At 71.3% G+C, this 12,443-nt stretch carries 10 protein-coding genes and 1 pseudogene; 8 read left to right on the top strand and 3 right to left on the bottom strand.

Going from position 1 to position 12,443, the window contains the following annotated elements; genetic code table 11:
* Positions 1 to 207 precede the first annotated feature (207 nt).
* Positions 208 to 1,041 carry a peptidylprolyl isomerase gene (locus CLT74_RS11545; protein ID WP_099846525.1) on the bottom strand — a complete coding sequence of 278 codons (834 nt, stop codon included), beginning with the start codon at positions 1,039 to 1,041 and terminating at the stop codon, positions 208 to 210.
* Between the two features lie 65 nt (positions 1,042 to 1,106).
* Positions 1,107 to 2,024, bottom strand: coding sequence for a peptidylprolyl isomerase (locus CLT74_RS11540; RefSeq protein WP_099846524.1), 918 nt, complete (start codon positions 2,022 to 2,024; stop codon positions 1,107 to 1,109).
* 246 nt (positions 2,025 to 2,270) lie between these two features.
* On the opposite strand from CLT74_RS11540, the gene CLT74_RS11535 reads away from it, so the two are divergent.
* Both CLT74_RS11535 and hisS read left to right on the top strand, forming a co-directional pair.
* Complete coding sequence (locus CLT74_RS11535; protein ID WP_099846523.1) at positions 2,271 to 2,990, top strand: MBL fold metallo-hydrolase; 720 nt, start codon at positions 2,271 to 2,273, stop codon at positions 2,988 to 2,990.
* A 92-nt stretch (positions 2,991 to 3,082) separates the two neighbouring features.
* Complete coding sequence (gene hisS, locus CLT74_RS11530) at positions 3,083 to 4,411, top strand: histidine--tRNA ligase (RefSeq protein WP_099846522.1); 1,329 nt, start codon at positions 3,083 to 3,085, stop codon at positions 4,409 to 4,411.
* Between the two features lie 120 nt (positions 4,412 to 4,531).
* On the opposite strand, the gene CLT74_RS11525 is transcribed toward hisS, so the two are convergent.
* Complete coding sequence (locus CLT74_RS11525) at positions 4,532 to 5,362, bottom strand: SGNH/GDSL hydrolase family protein (RefSeq protein WP_099846521.1); 831 nt, start codon at positions 5,360 to 5,362, stop codon at positions 4,532 to 4,534.
* Between the two features lie 246 nt (positions 5,363 to 5,608).
* Here CLT74_RS11525 and CLT74_RS11520 point away from each other — a divergent pair, with 246 nt between their 5' ends.
* The 6 genes and pseudogenes from CLT74_RS11520 (at position 5,609) to CLT74_RS11495 (ending at position 12,367) form a co-directional block, all read left to right on the top strand.
* Entirely contained in the window at positions 5,609 to 6,661 is a 1,053-nt protein-coding gene (locus CLT74_RS11520) for an alpha-lytic protease prodomain-containing protein (protein WP_099846520.1), read from the top strand.
* Between the two features lie 103 nt (positions 6,662 to 6,764).
* Positions 6,765 to 7,436 (top strand): hypothetical protein, encoded by a 672-nt coding sequence (locus CLT74_RS11515; RefSeq protein WP_099846519.1) that lies wholly within the window; start codon positions 6,765 to 6,767, stop codon positions 7,434 to 7,436.
* Positions 7,437 to 7,561: 125 nt separating this feature from the next.
* Positions 7,562 to 9,370 carry an aspartate--tRNA ligase gene (gene aspS / locus CLT74_RS11510; RefSeq protein ID WP_099846518.1) on the top strand — a complete coding sequence of 603 codons (1,809 nt, stop codon included), beginning with the start codon at positions 7,562 to 7,564 and terminating at the stop codon, positions 9,368 to 9,370.
* A 151-nt stretch (positions 9,371 to 9,521) separates the two neighbouring features.
* Positions 9,522 to 10,345 (top strand): annotated as a pseudogene (locus CLT74_RS11505) (sugar nucleotide-binding protein).
* A gap of 67 nt (positions 10,346 to 10,412) precedes the next feature.
* Complete coding sequence (locus CLT74_RS11500; protein WP_099846517.1) at positions 10,413 to 11,009, top strand: helix-turn-helix domain-containing protein; 597 nt, start codon at positions 10,413 to 10,415, stop codon at positions 11,007 to 11,009.
* On the top strand, positions 11,006 to 12,367 hold the full coding sequence (locus CLT74_RS11495; protein ID WP_099846516.1) for an MFS transporter: 1,362 nt from the start codon (positions 11,006 to 11,008) through the stop codon (positions 12,365 to 12,367). The genes CLT74_RS11500 and CLT74_RS11495 overlap by 4 nt, the downstream gene beginning before the upstream one ends.
* The last annotated feature ends 76 nt before the right edge of the window (positions 12,368 to 12,443 follow it).

Here is a 12,443-nt window from a genome sequence, read left to right as displayed (position 1 = left end):
CCGCGATCTTGCACTTTTCGTCTCCACATATCGGGATGAAAGCCTCATAACGGCGACACAAAGTGCAAGATCGCGGGTGCGGGTGCGGGTGCGGGTGTGGGTGTGGGTGCGGGTGCGGGTGCGGGTGCGGGTGCGGGTGCGGGTGCGGGTGCGGAAGGCGAAGCGCCCGCCGGCGGTGCCGGCGGGCGCTTCGTGGGTTGGTTCGGGTCAGGCGTCGGTCATGGTGAGGTCGGTGATGACGACCTCCTTCTTCGGGTGACCGCCGCCGGCCTGCTGGGCGAAGGCGCCGTCGTCACCGGCCGCCGCGACGTCGTTCACGATGTCCATCCCGCCGGTGATGGTGCCGAGGACCGTGTAGTTCGGGTCCAGCGGCGAGTCGCCGTACACGATGAAGAACTGGCTGCCGCTGCTGGACGGCTGGCCCGAGTTGGCCATCGCGATGACGCCTGCCGGGTACGGCGGTCGCTTGTCGGCGGGCAGGTTCTCCTCCGCCATGCGGTAGCTCGGACCGCCGGTGCCGTCGGTCTCCCGCCAGCCCTCGCCGGTGGCGCTCGGGTCGCCACACTGGAGCACCTTGATGCCCTCGGTCACCAACCGGTGGCACTTGGTGTTGTCGAAGAAGTTCTTCTCGGCCAGGTGGGTGAAGCTGCCCGCCGTGCACGGCACCGCGGACCTGTCGATCCGGGCGGTGATCGGGCCGAGGTTCGTGGTGATCGTCATGGTCTGGACGCCCACCTTGCTCTGCTGGGTGTCCGGCAGACCGACGTCCTTGACCTGCGGGGTGCGCTCGCCGTCGGGCATCTCGACCCAGTCGCACTGCACGGAGGCCGCGTCCTGGGCCGCGTTGTCGGTGCCGCTGTCGTCGCCGAGCATGTTGCTGGCCAGCCAGGCCGTGCCGGCGACCACCAGCAGCAGGACCACTCCGGCTCCGACGACCGCCTGCGTCTGGCGGCGCTTACGGGCCCGAGCGGCCCGCTCGGCCATCTCCTTCTCGAGCCGGGCGCGGGCCGCCGCGCGCTGCCGCTCTCTGGTGGACGTCACGCCTCGATCCTCCTGGACTGTGTGTGAATGCCGCTGCGGTGGGGTGGGCCCCGGTCGCCCGGTGGTCAGCCGGCGCTGGCGCTGGCTTCGGGCGCGCCGGAGGCTTCCGGACTCGGGGTGCCCGTGGGGGGCGGATCGGCGGGTGCCGCCGGGTCCAGCACGGGCTCGCCGACGGTCAGGCTCTGAATGACCACGTCGTCGTTCTCCGGCTTGACCTTCTCCCCGGCCCCATTGTCCACCGTCGGCAGGGCACCGATCTTCTCGACGACGTCGAGGCCCTCGGTGACCCGGCCGATGATCGGGAATGCCGGCTCGGCGGTGGTGAAATCCTTGAAGAAGATCAGGAACTGGCTGCCGTTGGCCCCGGGTGGGTTCGAGATCATCGCGACCGTGCCCTTGGGGTACGTCGGTGGCTCGTCCGGGGACGGGCTCGGCTCCGGCGACGCCTCCGGCGCGGTCGGCACGTTCTCGTTGTAGAACGAGTAGGCCGGGCCGCCCAGACCGGTGCCGCTGGGGTCGCCACAACGCACCGCGCCGTCGGCGGTGATCTCGTGACACTTGGTGTTGTCGTAGAACGACTGGCTGGCCAGGTGGGCGATGCTCGCCGCAGCACACGGGGCGCTCGCGAGATCCAGCTCCACGGAGATCGGCGCGCCCTGGTTTGTGACTATCGACATCGGCCGGGTGCCGGTGACCGGCAGCCCGGTGGTCGGGGGCTCGCCGACATCCTTGAGGTTGGCGTTGCCCTCGGTGTTCTGCGGGGTCCAGAGGCACACCTCGTCGGCCGCGGTGTTCTCGGTCGGCTCACTGTCGAAAGCACCGAGGGCCCACGCCGAGCCGGCGACGACAAGTACGAGGATCAGGGCGGCGCCGACACCGGCCTGGATCCGTCGGCGACGCCTGACGGCGGCGGCCCGGCGGGCCAGTTGCCGGTCGAGCTTGGCCCGCGCCAGTTTGCGCTGCCGGTCCCTGCTGGAAGCCACCCGTGCTCCCCTTTCCTCTACCCTGGTCGTCACCCGGTGGTCGTGTACCTGTCGGGCGGCAGGTGCGCCACGCCACACGCCCGCCAGAGTGTACGGGTACCGGCTGGGAAAGTGGTGTACGAGGTCGGTGCCCATCTTCATCGGGATCCGTCAGTGCCCCGGGTGGGGGTCCGGCGGGTCGGGACGGCCGGCCGGTGACGCCGGTAGGCTGCCGAAGAGGACGACTCGACGGAAAGGGGAGCGGACGTGCTCGTGGCCGGCTTTCCCGCGGACGCCTTCGGCACCAACTGCTACGTGGTCGCCACCGGGCCGGGGGAACAGTGCGTGGTGGTCGACCCCGGCATCGGGGTGATCGACCAGCTCGACGCGCTGCTCGCCGAGCATCGTCTGCACCCGGCCGCGGTGCTGCTCACCCACGGCCACCTCGACCACACCTTCTCCGTGGCACCGGTCTGCGGGGCGCGTGGGATCACCGCGTACGTGCATCCCGACGACCGGGAGCTGCTGGCGGATCCGACGAAGGCCCTGTCGATGGACCTCACGCAGCTCTTCGGCGGGCGGCTGCCGTACGCCGAGCCCGAGGATGTCGCCGAGCTGGCCGACGGTACGACGCTCGCCCTCGCCGGGCTGGAGATCACCGTCGATCATGCGCCAGGCCATACCGGCGGGTCGGTGCTCTTCCGGCTGCCCGGCGCGGGCTCGCCCTGGGAGGCGGAGCAGGTCTGCCTCTCCGGTGACGTGCTCTTCGCCGGGTCGATCGGCCGCACCGACCTGCCGGGGGGCAGCATGCCGACGATGCTCGCCAGCCTGCGGGACAAGATCCTTCCGCTGGCCGACGACACGGTCGTCCTGCCCGGCCACGGCCCCGCGACCACGATCGGTCGCGAGCGCGCCACCAACCCGTACCTCGTCGAGGTGGCGGAGTTGGGCGGAGCGCGACCGGCGGCACCCACGCGCGGCCTGTAACGGCCGCGCACCGGAACCTCACCGCGCGGACCGCGCGGCATCGCCAGCAGACCACCCTGCCGCGCGGCGCGCGGCTGCCGAGGGAGTACGTCATGAGCAAGCCCACGCCCATCTCCGGCTTCCCGGAGTGGACGCCCGCCCAGCGGATGATCGAGCAGTTCGTGCTCGACCGGATCCGGTCGACCTTCGAGGTGTACGGCTTCGCGCCGCTGGAGACCCGGGCGGTCGAGCCGTTGGACCAGCTGCTGCGCAAGGGGGAGACCTCCAAGGAGGTCTACGTGATCCGGCGGCTGCACGCCGACCCCGACGGCGCGGCCGGTGACGACTCGCTCGGCCTGCACTTCGACCTGACCGTGCCGTTCGCCAGGTACGTGCTGGAGAACGCCGGCAAGTTGAACTTCCCGTTCCGCCGCTACCAGATCCAGAAGGTGTGGCGCGGCGAGCGCCCCCAGGAGGGTCGCTACCGGGAGTTCCTTCAGGCCGACATCGACATCGTCGGCCGGGACACCCTCGCGACGCACCACGAGGCGGAGATGCCGCTCGTCGTCGGCGACGCGTTGCGCTCGCTGCCGATCCCGCCGATCCGCATCCAGGTGAACAACCGCAAGATCTGCGAGGGCTTCTACCGGGGTATCGGGCTGACCGACCCGGAGGCGGCGCTGCGCGCTGTCGACAAGCTCGACAAGATCGGTCCGGCCGGTGTGACGGAGCTGCTGGCGACCACCGCCGGGGCGAGCGAGGCGCAGGCCAAGGCGGTGCTGTCACTTGCCGAGATCTCCGCACCGGACGCCTCCTTCGCCGACGCGGTGCGCGCGCTCGGGGTCAGTGATCCGCTGCTCGACGAGGGGGTGGACGAGTTGGTCCGGGTGGTGGAGACGGCTGCCGCGCACTCGCCCGGTCTCTGCGTGGCGGACCTGCGCATCGCCCGGGGTCTGGACTACTACACCGGCACCGTCTATGAGACGCAGCTGATCGGGTACGAGCGGTTCGGCTCGATCTGCTCCGGCGGCCGGTACGACAACCTGGCCAGCGCCGGCACCGCCCGCTTTCCCGGGGTGGGTATCTCCATCGGTGTGACCCGGTTGCTGGGGCTGCTCTTCGGCGCGGGCGCGCTGTCCGTGTCGCGGGAGGTGCCGACCTGTGTGCTGGTCGCGGTGACGAACGAGGACCTGCGGCCGGCCAGCGACTCCATCGCCGGGGCGCTGCGGTCCCGGGGCATCCCGACCGAGGTGTCGCCGAGCGCGGCCAAGTTCGGCAAGCAGATCCGGTACGCCGAGCGGCGCGGCATCCCGTACGTCTGGTTCCCCGGCGCCGACGGCACCCCCGACGAGGTCAAGGACATCCGCTCCGGCGAGCAACTCACCGCCGCCCCCGGCGAATGGACCCCACCCCGCCAGGACCTCAAGCCCCTCGTGACCTGACGCCGTCCCCCCGTCCCCCGCGATCTTGCACTTTCGGTCGCCGTTACGGGCGTTGTATCCCGATGTGACGCGACGATAAGTGCAAGATCGCGGGGGTGAGGGGTGAGGGCGTGGGTGGGGTTACCAGGGGAAGCCGGCGGGGTGGGAGATGGTGGCTAGGGTCTGCTGGCCTGTGGTGTTGGGGTGGAAGTAGTCCCAGGTGGAGAGCTGGGCGAGGGTGAAGGGGTAGCCGAAGACGGCGTTGCCGTCGTATCGGCAGTTCGAGCCGTACGCGGCGCAGGCCGCCGCGAGCTGGCTGTTGAAGTCGATCACCCGCTGGCGGACCCGGGTGCGCCGGTCGACGTCGGCCTGGGCGGTGGAGGTCGGGTTGGCCAGGATCGACTGGCAGATGCCGAAGAGCGACCACGCGGTACGGGCGCTGCCGCTGCCCTTGCCGACCGTCCAGAGTCGGTGCACATCCGGGATGCTGATCACGAAGACCCTGGTGTTCGGCAGGCCGGTCTTCAGCCGGTTCAACGCGGAGTCGATGTTCGCCCGGAAGGTGGCCGGGGAGGTCATCGTCGACTCCGAGCTGGTGCAGGCGTCGTTCGCGCCGATCAGGATCGTCACGTAGTCGACGCCCTGACTGATCGCGGTGCCGGCCTGGCCGTACAGGTCGGCTGATTTCGCGCCGGTGCGGGCGGCGTTGTGGTTGCGTCCGTTGATTGCCGGCTCGACCCGACGGATGCGCAGGTAGTGGCTGTTGACCGTGGAGTCGCTGCCGGTGCTGAACGAGCGGCTGGTGCAGTCGACGTACCACCCGCAGGCGTTGAAGCCGCGGGTGATGGAGTCGCCGAGGCTGGCCATCGAGGTGGGCGGTGGGCCGGGGTCGGCCGTCGCGGGGCTGGCGACGAGCAGGACGAGGGCGGTGACGCCGGCGAGGGTGGCCAGCGTACGTCGGACGAGGGTCATGGTGGCCTCCGGTTCACGGGTGCCGGACAGCGGCGGTTACCGGAGCGTATAGATGACTTTCTGTGTCCACAATGTTGCGGAGAGGTTACCTGTGGCCGATGGGTGAATTCGGGCAAACGGGGGTCTTGCTTACGATCTTAAATATGTGAATACTTTCCATCGCTCGGCCATTTCCCCAGGTGGCCGAGTTGCCCCCGCTCCTGTCGGCATGACAGGGCCCCAAACCCCCAACCGGGAGGCTGTTACATGCGACCCACGAGGTCAATGCTGCGCCGCGTCGTCACCGTCGCCGCGGCCGGAACCCTGGTCGGCGGCCTGTTGGCCGGCGCGCCCGCCCAGGCGGCACCCGCATCCGTCTCGCCCGACGCCGCCGCCGCCCTCGCCGACCGCCTCGGTGACCGCGCCGCCGGTGCCTACGCCGACGCCACCGGCAAGATGGTCGTAGCCGTCACCGACGCCGTCGCCGCCCGCCAGGTGGCCGCTGCCGGCGCCACCCCCAAGGTGGTCAAGCGCGGTGCCAAGGAGCTGAACCGCGCCACCGCCGAGCTGGACCGCTCCGCCGCGATCCCCGGCACCGCCTGGTGGGTCGACCCGGCCACCAACCAGGTCGTCGTCTCGGTGGACAGCACTGTCACCGGCGCCAAGTTGGAGCGGGTCAAGGCCGCCGCCGCGCGGACCAACGGTGCGGTGCGCATCGAGGCCGAGGCCGGCGTGCTGAGCACCCGCATCTCCGGCGGCCAGGCCATCTACGCCCAGGGCGGCGGGCGCTGCTCGCTCGGCTTCAACGTCCGGGCCGGTAGCACCTACTACTTCATCACCGCCGGGCACTGCACCAACATCGCCGCGAACTGGTACAGCAACTCGGGCCAGACCTCGCTGCTCGGCTCCCGTGCCGGCAGCGTCTTCCCGGGCAGCGACTACGGCATCGTCCGGTACAGCAACCAGAGCACCGTGCAGCCGGGCAACGTCTCCCTCTACAACGGCAGTTTCCGGGACATCACCGGCTCCGGCAACGCGTACGTCGGGCAGTCGGCGCAGCGCTCCGGCAGCACCACCGGCCTGCGCAGCGGCTCGGTGACCGCGCTCAACGCCACTGTCAACTACGCCGAGGGCCAGGTTCGCGGTCTGATCCGGACCAACATCTGCGCCCAGCCCGGTGACAGCGGCGGCTCGCTGTTCAGCGGCGGCACCGCACTCGGCCTGACCTCGGGCGGTAGCGGCAACTGCTCCACCGGCGGCACCACCTTCTTCCAGCCGGTCGGGCCGGTGCTGAGCCGCTACGGCGTCAGCGTGTACTGATCCTTCCCGTACCAGGAGAACCTCCTCCGTCAGCGGGCCGCCGGGTTCCCTCCGGCGGCCCGCCGCACTGTCCCGATTCAATTCCATAACGTACGGTCGCCTGATGGTCGTACGATTCCTGGCGCAGCTACGCCCGCTGATTGTCGTGGGCGGGCAGGTGGCGGCCTGGGTGCTGCTCATCGTGGACGCCCGTCGGGAATGGAACGCGTACTGGTTTGTCGGGCTGCTCCTGGTGCTCGGCGCGCTTGCCGCGATACCTGCGGCAGTTGTCGGCGAGCCCGAGTTCCGGGTGGTCGCCTCGGTCACCCACACCATCGGCGCCGGCATCGTCGCGTTGGCCCTGTACGACACGGCGGACAAGCGGGCGCTGTGGGCGTACGCCCTGGCCGCCCTCGGCGCGGTGGCCCTGCCAGCGGGTCGGACCGCGCTCGGGGTCTCGCCGGCGAGCCGGCCGGCGCTCGGCCGGGCCACCGTGATCGGCGTGGCGGCGGCTCTCCTGCTCACCATCGGCGCGTCGGCTCCTGCCCTGGCCTGGAGTGGTGCGCAGCCCGAGGTGGTGGTGTGCGTGCGGCCGGACGTGGCCGTCGACGAGATGACGCGCGAGAGCGACCGCTTCGATCCCCAGCACCTCATCGCCGGCTTCGGATTCGACGATTCGCAGGCATCGTGCCTGGAGGTGCTCTTCGATCCCGGTGCCACCGCTGGCGACGCCGACGACGTCGCCCGCCGTTACGCCGCGGACCCGAGGGTCACCGCCGTGAGCCGCACCCGCTGACGAACGCTCGGCAGGGCCGTTCCGCTACCGCAGGCGTTAACAAGGGGCCCTTCCGCACACCCGAGGAACGGGGGCGGGCAGAATGCGGGAGCACAGTGGTTGAGCAGACGAGGGAGACGTACGTCGTGATCCGTACCCATGACGCCGGCAGCCTGCGCGCGACGGACGCCGGCACCACGGTGACGCTCGCCGGGTGGGTGGCCCGCCGGCGCGACCACGGCGGTGTCATCTTCGTCGACCTGCGCGACGGCTCGGGCGTGGTGCAGGTGGTCCTCCGCGAGGAGGACGCGCACGCGCTGCGCAACGAGTACTGCGTCAAGGTCGTCGGTGAGGTCACCCGGCGGCCCGAGGGCAACGAGAACCCGGAGCTGCCCACCGGTGAGATCGAGGTGACGGCGGCCGAGCTGGAGGTGCTCTCCGAGGCCGCGCCGCTGCCCCTGCCGGTGGACGACCAGGTGGTGGCCGGGGACGACGTCCGGCTCAAGTACCGCTACCTCGACCTGCGGCGCGGCGGCCCGGCTCGGGCCATGCGGCTGCGGTCGCGGGCCAACCAGCTCGCCCGCAGCGTGCTGCACGAGCGGGAGTTCCTGGAGATCGAGACGCCGACGCTGACCCGGTCCACGCCGGAGGGCGCCCGCGACTTCCTGGTCCCGGTGCGCCTGCAACCGGGCAGTTGGTACGCGCTGCCGCAGTCGCCGCAGCTGTTCAAGCAGCTGCTGATGGTCGGCGGCATGGAGCGCTACTACCAGATCGCCCGCTGCTACCGCGACGAGGACTTCCGGGCCGACCGGCAGCCGGAGTTCACCCAGCTCGACATCGAAATGTCCTTCGTCACCGAGGACGATGTGATCGACCTGGGTGAGGCGATCGTCGCCAAGCTCTGGTCGGAGCTGGCCGACCACCAGATTCCCCGACCCATCCCGCGCATCACCTGGCACGACGCCATGGCGCGGTACGGCTCGGACAAGCCTGACCTGCGGTACGGCGTCGAGTTGACCGAGCTGACCGACTACCTGCGCGGCACCCAGTTCCGGGTCTTCGCCGCGGCGATCGACGCGGGCGGCTACGTCGGCGCGGTGGTCATGCCGGGCGGGGCCAGCCAGAGCCGGAAGGAACTGGACGGCTGGCAGGACTGGGCCAAGGCCCGTGGTGCCAAGGGGCTGGCGTACGTGGTGCTGGACGCCGAGACCGGCGAGGCACGCGGGCCGGTGGCGAAGAACCTGTCGGCCGAGCACCTGGCCGGGCTGGCCGACGCGGTCGGCGCCAAGCCGGGCGACGCGATCTTCTTCGCCGCCAGCGGGGAGACCCGCGAGGCGCAGGAGCTGCTCGGTGCGGCCCGGATCGAGATCGCCAAGCGGGCCGGTCTGGTCGACGAGAGCGCCTGGGCGTTCTGCTGGGTGGTCGACGCGCCGATGTTCGAGCGGACGGACGAGGGCGGCTGGACCGCTGTGCACCATCCGTTCACCTCGCCGAACTCGGAGTGGATGGACCGGTTCGAGGAGGCGCCGGACCGGGCCCTGGCGTACGCGTACGACATCGTCTGCAACGGCAACGAGATCGGCGGCGGCTCGATCCGTATCCACCGCCGCGACGTGCAGCAGCGGGTGTTCGACCTGCTCGGCATCACCCCCGAGGAGGCGCAGGACAAGTTCGGCTTCCTGCTGGAGGCGTTCAGCTACGGCCCGCCGCCGCACGGCGGCATCGCGTTCGGCTGGGACCGGGTCTGCATGCTGCTCGCCGGCGCCGACTCGATCCGCGAGGTGATCGCCTTCCCGAAGACCCGAGGCGGCTTCGACCCGTTGACCGGTGCCCCCACCCCCATCACCGCCCAGCAGCGCACCGAAGCCGGCATCGACGCCAAACCCAAGCCCCAGCCCGCACCCACCCACCCCGGCACGGCCGGCCCCGCCGCCCCCGTAGCCGACCCCACCTGACCCACCCCGCAGCGCCCCGGCCCCCACTCAGGGCCGGGGCGCTTGCTGTTGACCATGAACCTGTTGTCCTGTTGTCCGGCGTGTCCCCGGCGTGTCGCGCAATAAGTTCATGATCAACGATGTGAGGGTGGGGTGTGGAGGGGAGGGTGTTGTGCGGGTGTTGGTGGTGGGTGGGAGCGGGTTTCTGGGGCGGGAGGTTTGTCGGCGGGGGATCGCCGCCGGGTGGGGGGTGGTGGGGACGTGCCACTCCGGTGAAGTCGGCGTGGCGGGCGTCGGGGTGCGTCGGCTGGACGTGACCGACCGGGCCGCGGTGGTCGACCTGGTCGCGGCGGTACGCCCGGACGCGGTGGTCGCCACCCCTTACCGGTACGGCGACTGGGGGGTCACCGCCGACGGGGCGGCGCACGTGGCGTACGCCGCCGCCCGGGTGGGGGCCCGGTTGGTGCACATCTCCAGCGACGCGTTGCACGCCGGGCGACCCGAGGCGTACGCCGATGACGACCCGCCCACGCCGATCTTCCCGTACGGTGCGGCGAAGGCGGCTGCGGAGACGGCGGTGCGGGCGCTCGACCCGGGCGCCGTGCTGGTGCGCACCTCGCTGATCCTGGGGAGGGGAGCAAGCAGATCCAGCTCTGCCGGGAGGCCCTGGCCGGTCGGGCGACCCTGTTCACCGACGAGCTGCGTTGCCCGATCGACGTCGGTGATCTCGCCGCCGCCGTGCTGGAGCTGGTGGACTCCGATGTCGCCGGCCCGCTCAACGTGGCAGGCCCGGACGCGGTGAGCCGGGCGGAGCTGGGACTGCTGGTGGCCCGCCGGGAGGGCATCGACCCGGCCGGTTTGAAGACCACCACCGGAGCCGCCGCCGGAGTGGTACGCCCCACCGAGGTACGCCTCGACTCGTCCCGCGCCGCCGCCCTGCTCCGTACCCGGCTGCGCGGTGTCTCGGAACTGCTCGCCAACTCCGCTGGCCACTGAGCGATTCTGCCGGGAAGATTATGCACAACTATTGTGCATAGATTCTGTGCACAGATATTGTGCATCTATGGCAGTCGACGAGAACCCACAGTCGCCACGGCAGGTGTGGCTCGACCACCGGCAGGTCCGGGTGCTGGCGCATCCGCTGCGGGCCCGGCTGCTCGGCGCGCTGCGGGTCAACGGACCGGCCACCGCTACGACCCTCGCCGGCCTGCTCGACACCAACACCGGCGCGACCAGCTACCACCTGCGTCAACTGGCCGAGGTCGGCCTGGTGGTCGAGGAGCCCGACCGGGGCACCGGGCGGCAGCGGTGGTGGCGGGCCGGGCACGACGTGACAAGCTGGGAGAACAGCGACTTCGACGACGACCCCGACGCCCGGGCCGCGATGGAGTGGATCCAGGCCGAGCAGGTCCGCCTCTTCGTCGAGTACACCGAGCGGTGGTTCGCCGTCCGCGACGAGTGGTCACCCGAGTGGCGTGACGCCTTCGGCATGAGCGACGCCTTCATGACCATCCCGGCGACCCGGCTCAAGGAACTCCAGGAAGAGCTGTGGCGCACCCTGGAGCGCTACCGGGCCGCGGCCGATCCGGATGAGCCCGGCGCCGAGCAGGTGCAGATCTTCCTCGCCTCCCTCCCGCTGCTGCTCGGCAGGACGCCGTGAGCGAGCTGTCCGTACGCCAGGTCCGGCGTCGGTTCCTGGTCCTGCACGGCCTGCGTTGGCTACCGACCGGCCTGCTCATCCCGGTGGTGATCCTGCTGATGCAGGAGCGCGGCCTGACCCTGACCCAGATCGGTCTGGCCGCCGCCGCCCAGGGGGTGGTGGTGCTGGCCCTGGAGTTGCCGACCGGCGGGTTCGCCGACGCGCTGGGCCGCAAACCGGTGCTGGTGGTGGCGAGCGTGGTGGGCCTCGTCTCGATGGGCCTGCTGGTGGTGGCGGACTCGTTCGCCCTGCTGGCCGCCGTCTGGGCGTTGCAGGGCGTGTTCCGCGCCCTGGACAGTGGCCCCCTGGAGTCCTGGTACGTGGACAGCACCCTGGCCGTCGACCCGGATGCCGGGTACGAGAAGGGGCTCGGTCAGGGCGGTGCCGTGCTCGGCCTGAGCATCGCGGCCGGCGCCCTGCTCAGCGGCGGCCTGGTCGCTCTCGGTCCGCTGGGTCCGGTAAGCGCCCTGACCACGCCGGTGCTGGCCGCCGTGGTGCTCCAGGGGATCTCACTTGTGGCGCTGCTGATCCTGCTCGTGGAACGGCGACCGGCGAGCGGGCCCGGTGCGGTGCGGGCCTCGGTCCGGGCGGCTCCGCGCATGGTCGGCGAGGCGTTCGGCCTGCTGCGTCGCTCCCGGGTGCTGCTGGCCCTGGTCACGGTCGAGCTGTTCTGGGGTTTCGGGATGGTGGCCTTCGAGAGCCTGCTGCCGATCCGGCTGGCCGAGGTGATCGGTGACGCCGACCGGGCCGCCGCCCTGCTCGGACCGGCGAGCACCGTGGCCTGGCTGGCCTCCGCGGCCGGCGCGGCGCTGACCCCGTTGCTCATCCGCTGGCTCGGTGCCGCGCCCGGTGCCGCGCTGCTGCGGATCGTGCAGGGTGTCACGGTGGTCGGGATGGCGCTGCTCGCCGGCCCGGTCGGTGTGCTCATCGCGTTCTTCATCTGCCATGCCGTGCACGGCGCGTCGAACCCGCTGCACATGGGACTGCTGCACCGGCAGGTCGACGGCCCGTACCGGACCAGCGTGATCTCGGTGAACTCGATGGTGGCCATGCCGGCGGGTGCGCTCGGCGGCGTGCTGCTCGGCTTCGTCGGTGACCGGGCCGGGGTGAGCACGGCGATGCTTGTCGGTGCTGTCGCGCTGGCGGTCGCCGCGCCGCTGTACCTGCCCGCCTGGCGGGCCGCCCGGAACGCCGCCCCGACCACCGGCCAACCGAGGCGGCCCGACGACCCGGCCTCCGACCAGGCGGAACCGGTCGACGGCGGCCCCGCCGACGATCAGGCGAACCGCACCGAGGTGAGCGGGGCCGTGCCGGTGTAGCCGACGAACGGGCCCGTGATCCAGGGTGGAGATTGGCGAGTCGACCGATCGGGTACATCCCGCGCCGACCTACTGG

Source organism: Verrucosispora sp. CNZ293, from assembly GCF_002754655.1.
The sequence above is the reverse complement of the archived record's forward strand: the minus strand, read 5'-3'. Positions and strand labels throughout refer to the sequence as shown.